The sequence below is a fragment of the Streptococcus sp. FSL W7-1342 genome (assembly GCF_037966635.1).
Lineage (GTDB): Bacteria > Bacillota > Bacilli > Lactobacillales > Streptococcaceae > Streptococcus > Streptococcus salivarius_D.
The window spans coordinates 1,510,512-1,524,824 of record NZ_CP150200.1 but is presented as its reverse complement, the minus strand read 5'-3'; the positions used below and the strand labels follow the sequence as shown (position 1 = coordinate 1,524,824).

Annotated in this window: 14 protein-coding genes and 1 pseudogene; 12 read left to right on the top strand and 3 right to left on the bottom strand. The window is 42.7% G+C overall.

The window, feature by feature from the left end; translation table 11 throughout:
* The first annotated feature begins 96 nt into the window (after positions 1-96).
* The 12 genes and pseudogenes from NSQ79_RS06940 to NSQ79_RS06885 all read left to right on the top strand — a co-directional run bounded on the left by NSQ79_RS06940 (position 97) and on the right by NSQ79_RS06885 (position 11,648).
* Positions 97-1,260: a class I SAM-dependent rRNA methyltransferase gene (locus tag NSQ79_RS06940; RefSeq protein WP_339313419.1), complete on the top strand. Its 1,164-nt coding sequence runs from the start codon at positions 97-99 to the stop codon at positions 1,258-1,260.
* On the top strand, positions 1,257-1,934 hold the full coding sequence (gene aroD, locus NSQ79_RS06935) for a type I 3-dehydroquinate dehydratase (protein ID WP_049528987.1): 678 nt from the start codon (positions 1,257-1,259) through the stop codon (positions 1,932-1,934). The genes NSQ79_RS06940 and aroD overlap by 4 nt, the downstream gene beginning before the upstream one ends.
* On the top strand, positions 1,924-2,781 hold the full coding sequence (locus NSQ79_RS06930) for a shikimate dehydrogenase (RefSeq protein ID WP_301357139.1): 858 nt from the start codon (positions 1,924-1,926) through the stop codon (positions 2,779-2,781). Before aroD ends, NSQ79_RS06930 begins: the two co-directional genes overlap by 11 nt.
* 12 nt (positions 2,782-2,793) lie before the next feature.
* The gene (aroB, locus tag NSQ79_RS06925) at positions 2,794-3,861 is read left to right on the top strand and encodes a 3-dehydroquinate synthase (protein WP_013990891.1); all 1,068 of its coding nucleotides are present in this window, start codon (positions 2,794-2,796) and stop codon (positions 3,859-3,861) included.
* Complete coding sequence (gene aroC, locus NSQ79_RS06920) at positions 3,862-5,028, top strand: chorismate synthase (RefSeq protein WP_021144474.1); 1,167 nt, start codon at positions 3,862-3,864, stop codon at positions 5,026-5,028.
* A gap of 29 nt (positions 5,029-5,057) precedes the next feature.
* Positions 5,058-6,164, top strand: coding sequence for a prephenate dehydrogenase (locus NSQ79_RS06915; protein ID WP_070847371.1), 1,107 nt, complete (start codon positions 5,058-5,060; stop codon positions 6,162-6,164).
* A gap of 9 nt (positions 6,165-6,173) precedes the next feature.
* Positions 6,174-6,512 (top strand): YlbF/YmcA family competence regulator, encoded by a 339-nt coding sequence (locus NSQ79_RS06910; protein WP_070847373.1) that lies wholly within the window; start codon positions 6,174-6,176, stop codon positions 6,510-6,512.
* Positions 6,513-6,601: 89 nt separating this feature from the next.
* Positions 6,602-7,552, top strand: a complete 951-nt coding sequence (locus tag NSQ79_RS06905) for an L-lactate dehydrogenase (RefSeq protein WP_070847375.1) — start codon at positions 6,602-6,604, stop codon at positions 7,550-7,552.
* An 80-nt stretch (positions 7,553-7,632) separates the two neighbouring features.
* The gene (gene aroA / locus NSQ79_RS06900) at positions 7,633-8,916 is read left to right on the top strand and encodes a 3-phosphoshikimate 1-carboxyvinyltransferase (RefSeq protein ID WP_003093644.1); all 1,284 of its coding nucleotides are present in this window, start codon (positions 7,633-7,635) and stop codon (positions 8,914-8,916) included.
* The gene (locus tag NSQ79_RS06895; protein ID WP_339313416.1) at positions 8,909-9,400 is read left to right on the top strand and encodes a shikimate kinase; all 492 of its coding nucleotides are present in this window, start codon (positions 8,909-8,911) and stop codon (positions 9,398-9,400) included. The genes aroA and NSQ79_RS06895 overlap by 8 nt, the downstream gene beginning before the upstream one ends.
* The gene (pheA, locus tag NSQ79_RS06890; RefSeq protein WP_301357140.1) at positions 9,391-10,215 is read left to right on the top strand and encodes a prephenate dehydratase; all 825 of its coding nucleotides are present in this window, start codon (positions 9,391-9,393) and stop codon (positions 10,213-10,215) included. The genes NSQ79_RS06895 and pheA overlap by 10 nt, the downstream gene beginning before the upstream one ends.
* Before the next feature lie 11 nt (positions 10,216-10,226).
* Positions 10,227-11,648: pseudogene (locus NSQ79_RS06885) on the top strand (LCP family protein).
* 15 nt (positions 11,649-11,663) lie between these two features.
* On the opposite strand, the gene NSQ79_RS06880 reads toward NSQ79_RS06885, so the two are convergent.
* From NSQ79_RS06880 to NSQ79_RS06870, 3 genes are read right to left on the bottom strand one after another with little or no spacing between them, the layout of a single operon-like run.
* Entirely contained in the window at positions 11,664-12,602 is a 939-nt protein-coding gene (locus NSQ79_RS06880; protein ID WP_339313413.1) for an ethanolamine utilization protein EutJ, read from the bottom strand.
* A gap of 16 nt (positions 12,603-12,618) precedes the next feature.
* Complete coding sequence (locus NSQ79_RS06875; RefSeq protein WP_339313411.1) at positions 12,619-13,683, bottom strand: acyl-CoA dehydrogenase family protein; 1,065 nt, start codon at positions 13,681-13,683, stop codon at positions 12,619-12,621.
* Positions 13,684-13,722: 39 nt separating this feature from the next.
* Positions 13,723-14,271 carry a carboxymuconolactone decarboxylase family protein gene (locus tag NSQ79_RS06870; protein WP_339313409.1) on the bottom strand — a complete coding sequence of 183 codons (549 nt, stop codon included), beginning with the start codon at positions 14,269-14,271 and terminating at the stop codon, positions 13,723-13,725.
* Positions 14,272-14,313 lie beyond the last annotated feature (42 nt).

Sequence of the window (14,313 nt, the reverse complement as noted above, 5' to 3'; positions counted from 1 at the left end):
AATTTACTGCCATTGAGTGTGATATTCCTTGACATATAATTGATAAAATCTAGTTACGAAACAGAAATAATAGCATTTTTTTGGTATAATAGTAACATGAGTATATTGACGGTAAGTCCCTTTGCGGAGAAAAAAATCAAACAAGGAAAACAGCTTCTTTTAGCGGAAGATTTTCCAAATATCACTGAAAATGATCAGTTGGTTTACCTTTATAGCCAGTCCAAAGATTTTTTAGGAACGGGCTATTTGTCAAGTCAAAATAAGGGGATAGGATGGTTTCTGTCCCCTAAAAAACAAAAATTGACAGTGACTTATTTTCAAGGACTTTTTGAAAAGGCTAAGGCCAAACGTCAATCCTATTATGGTAATGAGTTGACGACAGCTTTTCGTCTTTTCAACCAAGATGGTGACGATTTTGGTGGACTCACAATTGATTTATATGGGGATTATGCCCTCTTTTCATGGTACAATGCCTTTGTTTATTTCTTGAAGGATATTATTGTAGAGGCTTTCCAAACGGTCTTTCCTGAGGTCTTGGGAGGCTATGAGAAAATCCGCTTCAAGGGTCTTGATTTCGAATCAGACCATCTTTTTGGGCAAGAGGCGGCTGATACCTTCACCATTTTAGAAAATGGGGTCACTTATGAAGTTTTCCTCAATGATGGGCTAATGACGGGAATTTTCCTTGATCAGCATGAAGTGCGTGATGGTTTAGTTAATGGCCTAGCTTTGGGTAAATCAGTTTTGAATATGTTCTCCTATACGGCAGCTTTTTCAGTTGCTGCGGCTATGGGTGGAGCGATTGAAACGACATCAGTTGATTTGGCTAAGCGTTCACGTGAATTATCGACGGCTCATTTTGAAGCTAATGGTTTCAGTATGGACAATCATCGCTTGGTCGTGATGGATGTCTTTGATTATTTCAAATATGCAAAGAAAAAAGGCTTATCTTATGACCTTATCGTCATCGATCCGCCAAGCTTTGCCAGAAATAAGAAACGCACTTTCTCAGCAAATAAGGATTACCACAAGTTAATTGCACAGAGTCTTGATATTTTATCAGAGCATGGGACAATCATTGCAAGTACCAATGCTGCTAATATGACCGTGCAACAGTTTAAAAAACAACTGCGTAAGGGTTTGGGAGATGTTACAGCGGACTTCGTTAACCTGCAACAATTACCAGCGGATTTTACCGTCAATCCTAATGATCCAACATCAAATTATTTGAAAGTATACACAATAAGGGTAAATAAATGAAAATTGTAGTTCCGATTATGCCAACTAGTTTAGAGGAGGCACAAGAGCTTGAACTGTCTCGTTTTGAGGGGGCAGACATTATAGAATGGCGTGCAGATTTTTTAGATAAGGATAGTATCTTAACGGTTGCTCCAGCTATTTTCGAGAAATTCGCAGGCTTTGAGATTGTCTTTACCATCCGTACGACGCGTGAGGGTGGCAAGCTTGAGTTAACGGATGCGGAATACATCGCACTAATTAAGGATGTAGCTGCTATCTATTCGCCAGATTATATTGATTTTGAGTATTTCACACGTAAGGCTGTCTTTGACCAAATGCTCGAATTTTCAAACTTGGTTTTGTCCTATCATAACTTTGAGGAGACCCCTGAAAACCTTATGGAGCTTTTGTCTGAGATGACAAACTTAACGCCGAGAGTGGTTAAGGTGGCGGTTATGCCTAAGCATGAGCAGGATGTTCTTGACCTTATGAACTTCACACGTGGTTTCAAGGCCTATAATCCTGAACAAGAGTTTGTAACTATGTCAATGGGTAAACTAGGTCGTTTGTCACGTTTTGCGGGAGATTTGGTGGGGTCATCATGGACCTTTGCTAGTCTTGATAATGCTAGTGCTCCGGGACAAGTTGGTCTTGCAGATATGCGTAGAATCAGGGAGGTTTTGGATGCAGATTGATGGACACACACGCCTAGCGGCTGTTGTTGCCAATCCTATCAAGCATTCTATTTCACCATTCATTCATAATTCGGCCTTCGAAAAGACACAAGTTAATGGTGTTTATGTGGCCTGGGAGATTCCAGAGTCAGACCTAGCCGAGACAGTTGAAAATATTAGACGTTACAACATGTTCGGTATCAACTTGTCGATGCCATATAAGGAAGCAGTCATTCCTTTTTTGGATGAAATTAGTCCTGCAGCTCAACTGATTGGTGCCGTCAATACAGTTGTTAATCGTGATGGTCATTTGATTGGTCATAATACGGACGGTTTTGGCTTCTTTGCTAGTCTAAAGAACTTTAGCCCTAGAGACGCTCATCTGATGATTTTGGGTGCTGGTGGTGCCGCTAAAGCTATTGTGACGCAGGCAGTTCTTGATGGTGCAAAAAAAGTCAGTGTCTACGTTCGCCCTCAGTCATTGGATAAGGCAAAAGAAAGTTTTAAGTCCTTACTTGAACAGGCAACTTGCCACTTGGAGTTTCATGCTTTAAATGATCTTGAGTATTTTCAAGAGGAACTAGGCCAGGCTGATTTATTGGTGAATGCGACGAGTGTGGGGATGGATGGCGAATCCTTGCCCATTCCTACAGACACAAAATTTCCTAGGGGACTCTTGGTAGCTGATATCATTTATCAGCCTTTTGAAACACCTTTCTTGGCCTTGGCTAGAAAACAGGGAATCGAGGCTGTGAATGGACTTGGCATGTTGCTTCATCAAGCGGCAGGTGCCTTTAAAATGTGGACCGGCAAGGACATGCCAACAGACGCCATTTGGCAGGAATTAGAAAATATTTACAATAGCTAGGAGGGGACGACTATGAAACTAGAGGTAAATTTAACACATAACCCTTATGACATTATTATTGAAAAAGGAGCCCTTAAGACCGTAGGTCAATGGGTGAAGTCACTTTGGGAACCACAAAAGATTGCACTTATCACGGACAATCATGTGGGAGCTCTATATGCAGAAAAAGTTAAGCTTAGCTTGGAGCACGAAGGTTTTGAGGTAGTCGTTTTTGATTTCCTAGAAGGTGAAGCAAGTAAGAATCTTAAAACTGTTAATAAGGCTTATGAGTTTTTGATTAAGAATGGCATGACTCGTAGTGATGGTATCCTTGCTCTTGGTGGTGGCGTTGTTGGTGATTTGGCAGGTTTTGTCGCTTCGACCTATATGCGTGGCATTCACTTCGTTCAGGTTCCAACTAGTCTAACTGCCCAAGTGGATTCATCTATTGGTGGTAAGACAGGTGTGAACACACCATTTGCTAAAAATATCGTGGGAACTTTTGCTCAGCCTGATGGGGTTTTGATTGATCCTAATGTTCTTGAGACACTTGGTAAACGCGAATTGATTGAAGGTATGGGTGAGGTTGTCAAATACGGTTTGATTGATGACCCTGAGCTTTGGCACTTGCTTGAAAGCATTGATGGTTCAGTTCACAGTATCCTAGAAAACTCAGAAACTATCATTTATCGTTCATGTAATGTTAAGCGTAAAATTGTGGTTGAAGACGAGTTTGAAGGTGGCGTCCGTATGTATCTAAACTTTGGTCATACGATTGGGCATGCCGTTGAACAAACAGCTGGTTACGGTAAAGTCATGCACGGTGAAGCGGTGGCTATCGGAATGGTTCAGATTTCACGTGTTGCTGAGGAAAAAGGCCTCATGCCTAAGGGAATCACACGTCAAATTGCTGAGATGTGTGTTAAGTTTGGCTTGCCAGTAGACTATGAGCCATGGCGTGTTGAGGAGCTTTATACAGCCCTCACACATGACAAAAAAGCCCGTGGTAATAGCATTAAGACAGTTATCGTTCCTGAGATTGGTAAGGCAGCAATCAATCAAATTCCTTTAGTTGAAATGAAAGAGTACTTGGAGAAATAAATGAGATATTTAACAGCAGGTGAGTCTCACGGCCCACGTTTAACAGCAATTATCGAAGGTGTTCCAGCTGGTCTTCCCTTGACGGCAGAAGATATCAATGGCGATTTGAAACGCCGCCAAGGTGGTTATGGTCGTGGTGGCCGTATGAAAATTGAGTCTGATAAGGTTGAAATCACTTCTGGTGTGCGTCATGGGAAAACAACAGGGGCTCCAATCACCCTTCATGTTATCAATAAGGACCATCAAAAATGGTTGGACATCATGGCTGTGGAAGATATTGAGGACCGTTTGAAAACCAAACGTAAAATCACTCACCCACGTCCAGGACATGCTGACTTAGTTGGTGGAATGAAATACCGTTTCGATGATTTGCGTAATTCTTTGGAACGTTCTAGTGCGCGTGAAACAACCATGCGTGTGGCAGTAGGTGCTGTCGCTAAACGTATCTTGGCTGAGCTTGATATTGAAATTGCTAACCATGTCGTTGTCTTTGGTGGTAAGGAAATTGATGTGCCTGAGAATTTGACAGTAGCTCAAATCAAGGAATTGGCCCAACAATCAGAGATTTCAGTTGTTAACCAAGAACGTGAACAGGAAATTAAAGATTTCATTGACCAAATCAAAAAAGAGGGAGACACAATCGGTGGTGTCGTTGAAACTGTTGTTGGCGGCGTCCCTGTTGGCCTTGGTTCTTATGTCCAATGGGATACCAAACTTGATGCTAAGATTGCTCAAGCAGTGGTGTCCATCAATGCCTTCAAGGGTGTAGAATTTGGTCTTGGTTTCAAGGATGGCTACCTCAAGGGCTCTCAAGTAATGGACGAGATTCTCTGGAATGAAGAGGATGGCTATACGCGTCGCACTAACAACCTTGGTGGTTTTGAAGGTGGTATGACCAACGGGCAACCGATTGTGGTCCGTGGGGTTATGAAACCTATTCCAACCCTATACAAGCCATTGATGTCAGTAGATATCGAAACACATGAACCATACAAGGCAACAGTCGAGCGTTCAGATCCAACGGCCTTGCCTGCAGCGGGTGTCGTTATGGAATCCGTAGTCGCTACAGTCGTAGCCAATGAAATCTTGGACAAATTCTCTTCTGACAACATGGAAGAATTGAAAGAAGCGGTAGCACGTCACCGTGACTATGTGAAAAACTTTTAAGCAGCATCAGACAATAGATGGGAGTAGTAATGAGTAAGAAAACTATTTATATCGCAGGATTGGGCTTGATTGGTGGCTCTTTAGCCTTAGGGATTAAAAGGGACCACCCTGATTATGAGATTCTTGGATATAATCGCTCTGACTATTCTCGAAATATTGCACTTGAGCGTGGGATTGTTGACCGTGCAACAAGTGATTTCAAAGAATTTGCTCCCCTTGCGGATGTTATTGTCCTTGCAGTGCCAATTAAGCAAACGGTGGCCTACTTGAAGGAGTTGGCTGACCTGGATCTCAAAGATAATGTCATCATCACGGACGCAGGGTCTACTAAGTTGGATATCGTTGAGGCAGCTGAACGTTACCTAACAGGTAAAAATGTTCAGTTTGTAGGTTCTCACCCTATGGCTGGTTCCCATAAATCAGGGGCTATTGCAGCTGACGTGACACTTTTCGAAAATGCCTATTATATTTTCACACCGACGAGTCTAACAAGAGAGACAACTATCCCTGAACTTAAGGACATCTTGTCAGGGCTTAAATCACGTTATGTGGAGATTGATGCGGCTGAACATGATCGTGTAACCAGTCAAATCAGTCATTTTCCACACCTTTTAGCTTCTGGACTTATGGAGCAGGCAGCTGATTATGCGCAGGCTCACGAGATGACCAATCACTTTGCGGCTGGGGGCTTCCGAGATATGACCCGTATTGCAGAAAGTGAACCTGGCATGTGGGCTTCCATTCTCATGACCAATGGGCCAGCTGTTTTGGATCGTATTGAAGATTTCAAAAAACGTTTGGACCATGTGGCTGACTTGATTAAGGCTGAAGATGAGAATGCCATTTGGGAGTTCTTTGACAACGGTCGTAAGAAACGTAAAGAGATGGAGATCCACAAAAAAGGTGGCGTGGAAAGTGCCTTCGATATTTTCGTGGATGTGCCTGACCGAGAAGACGTTATCCTTAACATTATGGAATTGCTGCGAGGAACGTCTTTGGTTAACCTTCGTATTAATGAGGAAAATCGTGAGGATATTCACGGTATCCTCCAAATTACTTTTAAAAATGAAAAAGATCGCACACATGCTAAGACTGTTATTGAAGCCAATACGGATTATCATGTGGTGATCGCCTAGGAGAATAAAATGACAAATATTTATGATTTAGCAAATGAGTTGGAACGTGGCATTCGTGCCCTTCCTGAGTACAAAACTTTGGTAGAGAAAAAAGAAGCGATTGCAGCTGATGCTGAAGCTAGCGCTCTTTTCAAAGAGTTTACTGATTTCCAAGAGGATTTCTATGCTAAAATGCAAGCTGGTACAATGCCAACAGCAGAAGAACAAGCTGCTGTTCAAGAATTGGGTCAAAAGGTAGAAGCTAATGCCCTTTTGAAAGAATACTTGACTGCACAACAAGGTTTGTCTGTTTATTTGAACGATATTGAACGTATCATCTTCAAACCTTTGCAAGAATTGAATAGTTAATCAAAGAGGGTGTGTCAATTGACAGGCCCTTTTCTGCATTCAAAAGAGATTGTCTAAGGAAGAAGCTAGAAATATTAAGGAGGAAAATGATGAGTCGTAAGATTGGAATTATTGGTATGGGAAATGTTGGAGCTGCAGTAGCTCATGGAGCAATTGCTCAAGGCTTGGCTGATAGCTATGTCTTTATAGATATCAATGAGAAGAAGGCCGAGGCAGATGCCCAGGATTTTAAGGATGCCATGGCAAATCTGCCTAGCTATGCAAGCATTGTTGTCAATGATTATGCGGCACTTGAAGATGCTGATGTGATTATTTCATCTCTTGGAAACATTCAGTTACAGCATAATGCTGGTGAGGATCGCTTTGCTGAATTTCCATTTACTCGAGAAGCCGTTTATCAGGTTTCTCAGGCACTTAAAAAATTGAATTTTAAAGGCATACTCTTGGTTATCTCGAATCCTGTAGATGCTGTATCGGCCCTCTATCAGGAATTCACAGGCTGGCCAAGAGAACGTGTGATTGGGACAGGGACTTTACTCGATACGGCGAGAATGAAGGCAGCGGTAGGAGATGATTTATCAGTCAATCCCAAATCAGTATCTGGCTACAATCTTGGCGAACATGGGAATTCCCAATTTACAGCCTGGAGTCAAGTCAAGGTTAAAGGGCAAGACATTACAGAATTGACAAGCGAAGAAGAGCGACAAAATTTGTTCATGGCATCCATGAAGGGTGGCCACAAAGTCTTTTATGGTAAGGGGTATACGTCTTACGGCATTGCCAGTGCGGCTCTTCGTTTGGTGTCTATTATCCTTTCGGATGCTCAAGAAGAAGTGGCAGTATCAAGCTATCAAGAAGCATATCAAACCTATCTTGGCTATCCAGTCATCCTAGGGCGTCATGGGGTGGCTGCTCCAGTTCGCTTGTCTTTGTCGGCTGAGGAAAAAAATCTTTTGCAGGAGTCTGCTAACTTGATTCGGAACCGTGTTCAAGAGGCGGTTGCCTTCTTGAAAGAAAAGTATGGCAATACAAGCGAGTGAATATTTTGACAATTCAGTCTATGGTTAGGCTTTCAAATATGGTATAATGGGAATAACTATAAAATTTTCAGGAGTAACCTATGAAACTAGAAACCAAGGCCCAAGGTCTTCATGGCAGCTTGCGTATCCCTGGTGACAAGTCAATCAGTCACCGTTCGATTATGTTCGGAAGTCTTGCCAAAGGTGTGACAACTGTTCGTGATATTTTACGAGGTGAGGATGTCCTCTCAACTATGCAGGTCTTCCGTGATTTGGGTGTGACTATCGAGGATGATGGTGATGTGGTACGCATTCACGGTGTTGGTTTTGATGGTCTCAAGGCTCCTCAAAACAAATTGGACATGGGTAACTCTGGAACATCCATTCGCTTGATTTCAGGTGTGCTTGCAGGTCAAGATTTCGATGTAGAGATGTTTGGAGATGATTCCCTTTCAAAACGTCCGATGGACCGTGTGACCATTCCCTTGCGTCAGATGGGTGTAGAGGTTTCTGGTCAAACAGACCGTGATTTGCCACCATTGAAAATGCACGGTAGCAAGTCCCTTAAACCTATTCATTACCAATTGCCAGTGGCCTCTGCTCAGGTTAAATCTGCTCTTATTTTTGCAGCGCTTCAAGCTGATGGTGAATCTGTCATCATTGAAAAGGAAAAAACACGTAATCATACAGAGGATATGATTCAGCAGTTTGGTGGTCAGCTTCAAGTAGATGGCAAGGAAATTCGTATTTCTGGTGGCCAAAGCTTTACTGCTCAAGAAGTCGTGGTTCCAGGTGACATTTCTTCAGCGGCCTTTTGGTTGGTAGCGGGACTCGTGGTGCCTAACTCTAAGATTGTCTTGGAAAATGTCGGCATCAACGAGACACGTACGGGTATCATTGATGTGATCAAAGATATGGGTGGTAAGATTACCCTTTCAGATATTGACCAAGTTGCCAAATCTGCGACTATTACGGTTGAAACTTCAGAACTTAAAGGAACTGAAATTGGTGGCGATATCATTCCACGTTTGATTGATGAACTTCCGATTATCACACTCTTGGCGACGCAAGCCCAAGGTAAGACAGTGATTCGTGATGCTGAAGAACTCAAGGTCAAAGAGACCGACCGTATTCAGGTGGTGGCAGATGCCTTGAATGCTATGGGGGCTGATATTGTTCCAACAGAGGATGGTATGATTATCACTGGTAAGACCGCTCTTCATGGAGCAGAGGTCAATACCTTTGGTGACCACCGAATTGGTATGATGACAGCTATTGCTGCTCTCTTGGTTCAAGATGGTGAGGTTGACTTGCAACGTGCAGAAGCTATCAATACAAGTTACCCAAGCTTCTTTAGTGACTTGGAAGGATTGCTCAATGGCTAAAGTTTTATTGGGCTTTATGGGAGTTGGTAAGAGTTCCGTCGCCCCATACCTGGATGGTCGTTTCGTTGATATGGATCAGGTCATCGAGGAGAAAATCGGCATGTCCATTGCTGATTTTTTTGCAAAAGAAGGTGAAGCAGCCTTTCGTCAGATTGAGTCTGAGACTTTGGAAGAACTTCTCCAAGAGGGAGATGATGTCGTCATCTCTACTGGAGGTGGTGTCGTTGTAACGGAGCGTAATCGTCAGCTCTTGATCAAGAATCGTAAGCATAACGTTTGGCTCCACGCTTCTTTCGATGTGGTCTATGATCGCATTCAAAAGGATACCAAAAATCAACGCCCAGTCTTTCTCAATCATTCAAAAGAGGATTTTAAGGTTATTTACGACGGTCGAATGGCACTCTATCAAGATTTAGCAGATTTGGTTGTCACAGTTGATAACCGAACGCCAGAAGAAGTAGCAAGGTTTATCAAATGTATGTAGGTTATTTGGGCCCAAGTGGGTCGTTTACACATAATGCAGCCTTAAAGGCTTTTCCTGAGGCAGAATTGGTTTCATTAGGCACCATTACTGAGGTTATCAAGTCTTATGAAGAGGAACGTGTGGATTACGCGGTCATTCCGGTGGAAAATTCCATTGAGGGCTCTGTTCATGAGAGTTTAGACTATCTCTTCCATCAGGCCGATATTCGTGCTGTGGCAGAGATTGTTCAGCCCATCAAGCAGCAGTTGATGGCGACTAAACATCATGAGAAAATTGAGAAAATCTTCTCACACCCACAGGCCATTGCCCAAGGGAAAAAGTATATTAAACAGCATTTTCCACATGCCAAGATTGAGACAACAGCAAGTACAGCCTTTGCGGCTCGTTTTGTCGCTGATAATCCAGATCAGACTTATGCAGCAATCGCTCCTCATGCAGCTGCTAAGGAATACGGTCTTCAAATATTGGCTAAGGATATCCAGGAGATTGAAAAGAATTATACCCGATTTTGGGTGCTGGGGAACACTGTGCCTGAGATTCTGCTCAATCAGATTGATTGTAAATTAACGCTGGCCTTGACCCTGCCTGACAATATGCCAGGGGCACTTTACAAGGCCCTATCGACCTTTGCCTGGCGAGGCATTGACTTGACCAAGATTGAAAGCCGTCCTTTGAAGACGGTACTTGGCGAGTATTTCTTCATTATTGATTGTGATTATACAAAGGAAAAGTTGGCTCAGTTCGCTCTTGAAGAGCTAACTGCAGTTGGAATTGGATATAAAATCTTGGGTGCTTACCAAGTCTATGAAATTTAAAGGGAAATCTTATGACCAAATCTAACAATGGGCCGTTTACACATCATGAACGGTTACGTTACAGCTATCTTTTAAAAAATCTTGCTCACCTGAATGGACAGCAGGCTTCAGAATTCAATTATCTCCAAGGAAAGTTAGATGCCTATGAAGCTGAGCGGAGATATCAAGCGCAAAGAGAGGACTATTAAGCAGCATGGCGTCAGCCTTATGACAATCGTTATGACTACTATCAAGAGCGTGATTATGAGGCTGCCAATCAGCTGACAGAGGAAGGGCTTCCCATCTATCGAGAGGAAGTTGCTCAAAGTCAACCTAAACGTAAAAAGGTTCAAAGACAAGCGTCCCCTTCAGCAACGTCGGCTCCAAGGTCCAAGTCGCAAGTAGCCAAGAAGAAGCGACCAAAGAAAAAGAGAAGGCTCAAGAAGGTTGTTAAGCTAGTACTTAGTTGCTTGAGTCTTGGAGTTGTGTTCCTAGTGATAGCCATGGCTTATCAATTTTACAAGGGAACAGACCTTTCTGCCGCGGGTAATAATGGTAAATCCTACCAGCCTGCCATAGTTGAGACCTTTAATGGTAAGGATACCAAGGATGGGGTCAATATCCTTATTCTAGGTTCTGACCAGCGCGTTAGCCAAGAATCTACCGATGCCAGAACAGACTCCATTATGGTAGTCAACGTGGGCAATAAAGAAGGTAAGGTTAAGATGGTTAGCTTTATGCGAGACACCTTAGTCAATATCAAGGGGGCTTCAGAAACCGACTATTCTCAGGACTTGAAACTCAATACGGCTTTCAATATTGGTGAGCAAAATAATCATCAAGGGGCAGAGCTCATGCGTGAGACGCTCAAACGCAACTTTGATATTGATATCAAGTACTATGCCATGGTTGACTTTGAAACCTTTGCGACAGGGGTTGATACCCTCTTCCCAAATGGTGTAGAAATCAATGCGAAGTTTGCGACCATCGATGGTAAAAAAGTATCTTCGGTTCAAGTTCCAGATGATTTGAAGATGGACAAGAACGGTCACGTGCCAAATCAAACCATTAAAGTTGGTAAGCAAGATATGGATGGCCGCACCCTTCTGAATTATGCTCGTTTCCGTAAGGATGACGAGGGAGATTATGGCCGTACCAAGCGCCAGCAACAAGTGATGCAGGCTGTTATGAAGCAGCTTAAGAATCCACTTAATCTCTTCAATGGACCTGAGGCTTTGGGGAAGGTTTACTCACTGACCTCAACCAATATGAGTATGACTGATATGTTGGATTTGGGACTTTCAAATGCTGGTAGTTTCAAAAAAGGGATCAATTCGCAAACCATTCCTTCGGATGGTGATTGGATTGACAGTTATGATTTGTATGGCGGTCAAGGGATTGAAATTGATTTTGATAACTATCAGTCAAAATTAAAAGAACTAGGATTTAGATAAGAAAACAAAGCAGGTTCACACTGAACCTGCTTGTTTTTTGGTATTAAGAGCTTGTATAAGCGCCTTGTATAAGAGTTTTAGAAAATGATAGAGCAAATAGGTCATGATGACAAGAACGAAGGCGAACTCTACCTTATAAACCAATTGGGTAGCTGGATTGACTAGTCCAAGACTGGTAGTGGCTGCCTTAAAAGCATTGACACTATTGACCAAGGGAAAGCTAAAAGCTGCAAAAAGTGGCATAAAGCCTTTTCTAACCAGTTTTACGAAGAGATCAAGAGCATAGAAAAAGAATGCTTGCGAGAATAAGAGTAGGGCAAGTAAAATAATAGTTGCAGGTCTTTGATTACTCTTGATTGAGCTGGTAATGAGAAGGGCCAGAGGTGCTGCTAAAATAGCAAGTATAGGTCGATAGAGGTGAGGGATGGCTATCTGTCTCATTCTCCACAAAACAAGTGGAAAGAGGGCCAGAGTCGCTAATGCCGTTACTCCCAGAATAAGTCCCTTGATGCTAGTTGGAACACTAGCTGGTACTGTCACAAGACTGATAGCAGGTCCAACGTAGATCACGAACCAGCTTGGAAAGACTTGGTTCAAAGATAGTGGGCGCATAAAACGCAGACTGAAAAAAATAATATAGGCAATATAAAGTCCAAGGAGCCCAACCCAAGTCACACTTAAGCCTATTTGAGCTAGTGGAAGGCGGCTGGCAAAGAGAAAGGCAGCCATAAAGTAGCTAGCAAAGGCCGAAGCAATGACTGGATTGTGCAAATCTTCCCTTACTTGTTCAAAGCCAAGAATCAAGCGTCCTAGTATAAGCATAAAACCTATACTTGCCAGAAACCAAATGCCCTGAGCAATCAGGGCATAGTGGTTTATTTGATTGGATAAACTAAAGAGGGCAAGAACTAGACTAGATAGGGCCAAGGGAATTTTCTTAAAAAATACCTTCATTGGTCTACCGGCCTTTCTAGCTAGCTGCAAGAATGTGACGAAGCTGTACCGCACTCGGAGATACAATTGGAAGGAAGACGCCTTCATTCCAACGACGGATAAAGCTTGACTCTGATTCTTTCAAATAGCCACGACCACCACTAGCCTGAAGTTCGAGGAGCAGGCTGTTGGCTACGACGTCGACAATATCGATACGCAATTGGAAAAGTTCACGTGGTTTTTCAATGAAATAATTAGCATCATTAAGACCCGCAAAGAGTTGGTCTTGAATAGCAAGAAGATTATTGCGTGTAGTTTCAAATTCTTCACGAAGAACGCTACGGTTACTGTTTAGACTAGCTTCAACCTCATCAAGAGAACGTTGTGCCAAACCAAAGGCAAGACCAAACTGGAAACCAAGGAAGTTCGGACGTGTTTTGGCAATATAGTCTGTACCTTCTTTTGAAAGGACCCAATTAGGATCTAACTTAACGTGATCAAAAGTAAGAGAGGCAGTGTTAGCACCTTGAAGGGAAACAAATTCCAAATCTTCAGAACGGCTGAGGCCTTCAGCTTCAGATGGAATAGTAATAATCCAAGGTTGGCTACCGTCTTTAAAGTCAGCAGCAAAGAGAGCAGCGAATTTATCAGAACGAAGGTTAGTCACCCAAGGCAAACGACCATCGAGATAGTAGTCATCACCTTCTTGGCTGATAGTAACATTCAATTCTTCAATATCAGACAAGAATTTGACTGCATTAGACAAGCCAGTTCCACCAGCACGCTCACCAGTATACAATTCTTTCAACCATGTTTCACGAGGGTAAGCATTGTCGCTAGCTAGGATATACTCGATGAAAGTACGGTGTCCCCAAGAAATAAAGGAAGCTGTTAAAGAATGTTGTGCCAATTCATTAAGCACATCAACAACTTGAGTAGGACCACCACCTAGGCCATCAAACTCAGCAGGTACGCCGATTTTAAAGACGTCGTTTTCAGCAATTTTTTCAAGAAGTTGGTCCGCAATTGGTCCAGACTCTTGGTCAATATGGTCAGCGTTGGTGTCCAACCAAGTAAGGAATTCTTTTGAAAAATGTGACATAGGCTTAGGTCCTCCTCTAGTTTATCCTTTGGTTTTGAATTAAGCGAATTCTTGAAGTTCAGGGTTAATCGGTGTTTGTGCGAGATTGTTAGCGTAGTTACACAAGCTAGCAAGGCTGACACCCAAGATAACGTCAAGGGCATTTTGAGCAGTGTAGCCAGCTTCCAAGAAGTCATTGTAGGCTTCGTCACCAACAGCACCTTTAGTATTAATCACGGCAATAGTAAATTTAGCAAGGGTATCAAGTTTTGGATCGTCTTCGATTGGTGTACGGTTACGAAGAGCTTCCAAGAGTTGAGGTGTCATTTGGATTTGTTTGATTGAAAAGGCTGTGTGACCTGCCACACAGAAGGCGCAGCCGTTAGTAACAGCAGCTGTAATTTGTACAACCTCACGTTCAGTTGGTGTCAATGAATTGCGACGGTTGATTTCACCGACAGTACGGTAAGTTTCAAGCGCAGTTGGCGCATTAGCAAGGAGACCAATCAAATTTGGAATGTATCCCCCATTGGCATCTTTAACTGTTTGAAGGACGTCTTTGACTTTTTCTGGTGCAGTTTCGATTGTATGAATGGTAATATCTGGCATGATTATTCTCCTTTATATAGAAACGACATCTAGCTAAGTTGC

Bases quoted from the DNA above. Each gene is read 5' to 3' on its own strand.
- NSQ79_RS06940 (WP_339313419.1), top strand. From the start codon at position 97: ATGAGTATATTGACGGTAAGTCCCTTTGCGGAGAAAAAAATCAAACAA.
- aroD (WP_049528987.1), top strand. From the start codon at position 1,257: ATGAAAATTGTAGTTCCGATTATGCCAACTAGTTTAGAGGAGGCACAA.
- NSQ79_RS06930 (WP_301357139.1), top strand. From the start codon at position 1,924: ATGCAGATTGATGGACACACACGCCTAGCGGCTGTTGTTGCCAATCCT.
- aroB (WP_013990891.1), top strand. From the start codon at position 2,794: ATGAAACTAGAGGTAAATTTAACACATAACCCTTATGACATTATTATT.
- aroC (WP_021144474.1), top strand. From the start codon at position 3,862: ATGAGATATTTAACAGCAGGTGAGTCTCACGGCCCACGTTTAACAGCA.
- NSQ79_RS06915 (WP_070847371.1), top strand. From the start codon at position 5,058: ATGAGTAAGAAAACTATTTATATCGCAGGATTGGGCTTGATTGGTGGC.
- NSQ79_RS06910 (WP_070847373.1), top strand. From the start codon at position 6,174: ATGACAAATATTTATGATTTAGCAAATGAGTTGGAACGTGGCATTCGT.
- NSQ79_RS06905 (WP_070847375.1), top strand. From the start codon at position 6,602: ATGAGTCGTAAGATTGGAATTATTGGTATGGGAAATGTTGGAGCTGCA.
- aroA (WP_003093644.1), top strand. From the start codon at position 7,633: ATGAAACTAGAAACCAAGGCCCAAGGTCTTCATGGCAGCTTGCGTATC.
- NSQ79_RS06895 (WP_339313416.1), top strand. From the start codon at position 8,909: ATGGCTAAAGTTTTATTGGGCTTTATGGGAGTTGGTAAGAGTTCCGTC.
- pheA (WP_301357140.1), top strand. From the start codon at position 9,391: ATGTATGTAGGTTATTTGGGCCCAAGTGGGTCGTTTACACATAATGCA.
- NSQ79_RS06880 (WP_339313413.1), bottom strand. From the start codon at position 12,602: ATGAAGGTATTTTTTAAGAAAATTCCCTTGGCCCTATCTAGTCTAGTT.
- NSQ79_RS06875 (WP_339313411.1), bottom strand. From the start codon at position 13,683: ATGTCACATTTTTCAAAAGAATTCCTTACTTGGTTGGACACCAACGCT.
- NSQ79_RS06870 (WP_339313409.1), bottom strand. From the start codon at position 14,271: ATGCCAGATATTACCATTCATACAATCGAAACTGCACCAGAAAAAGTC.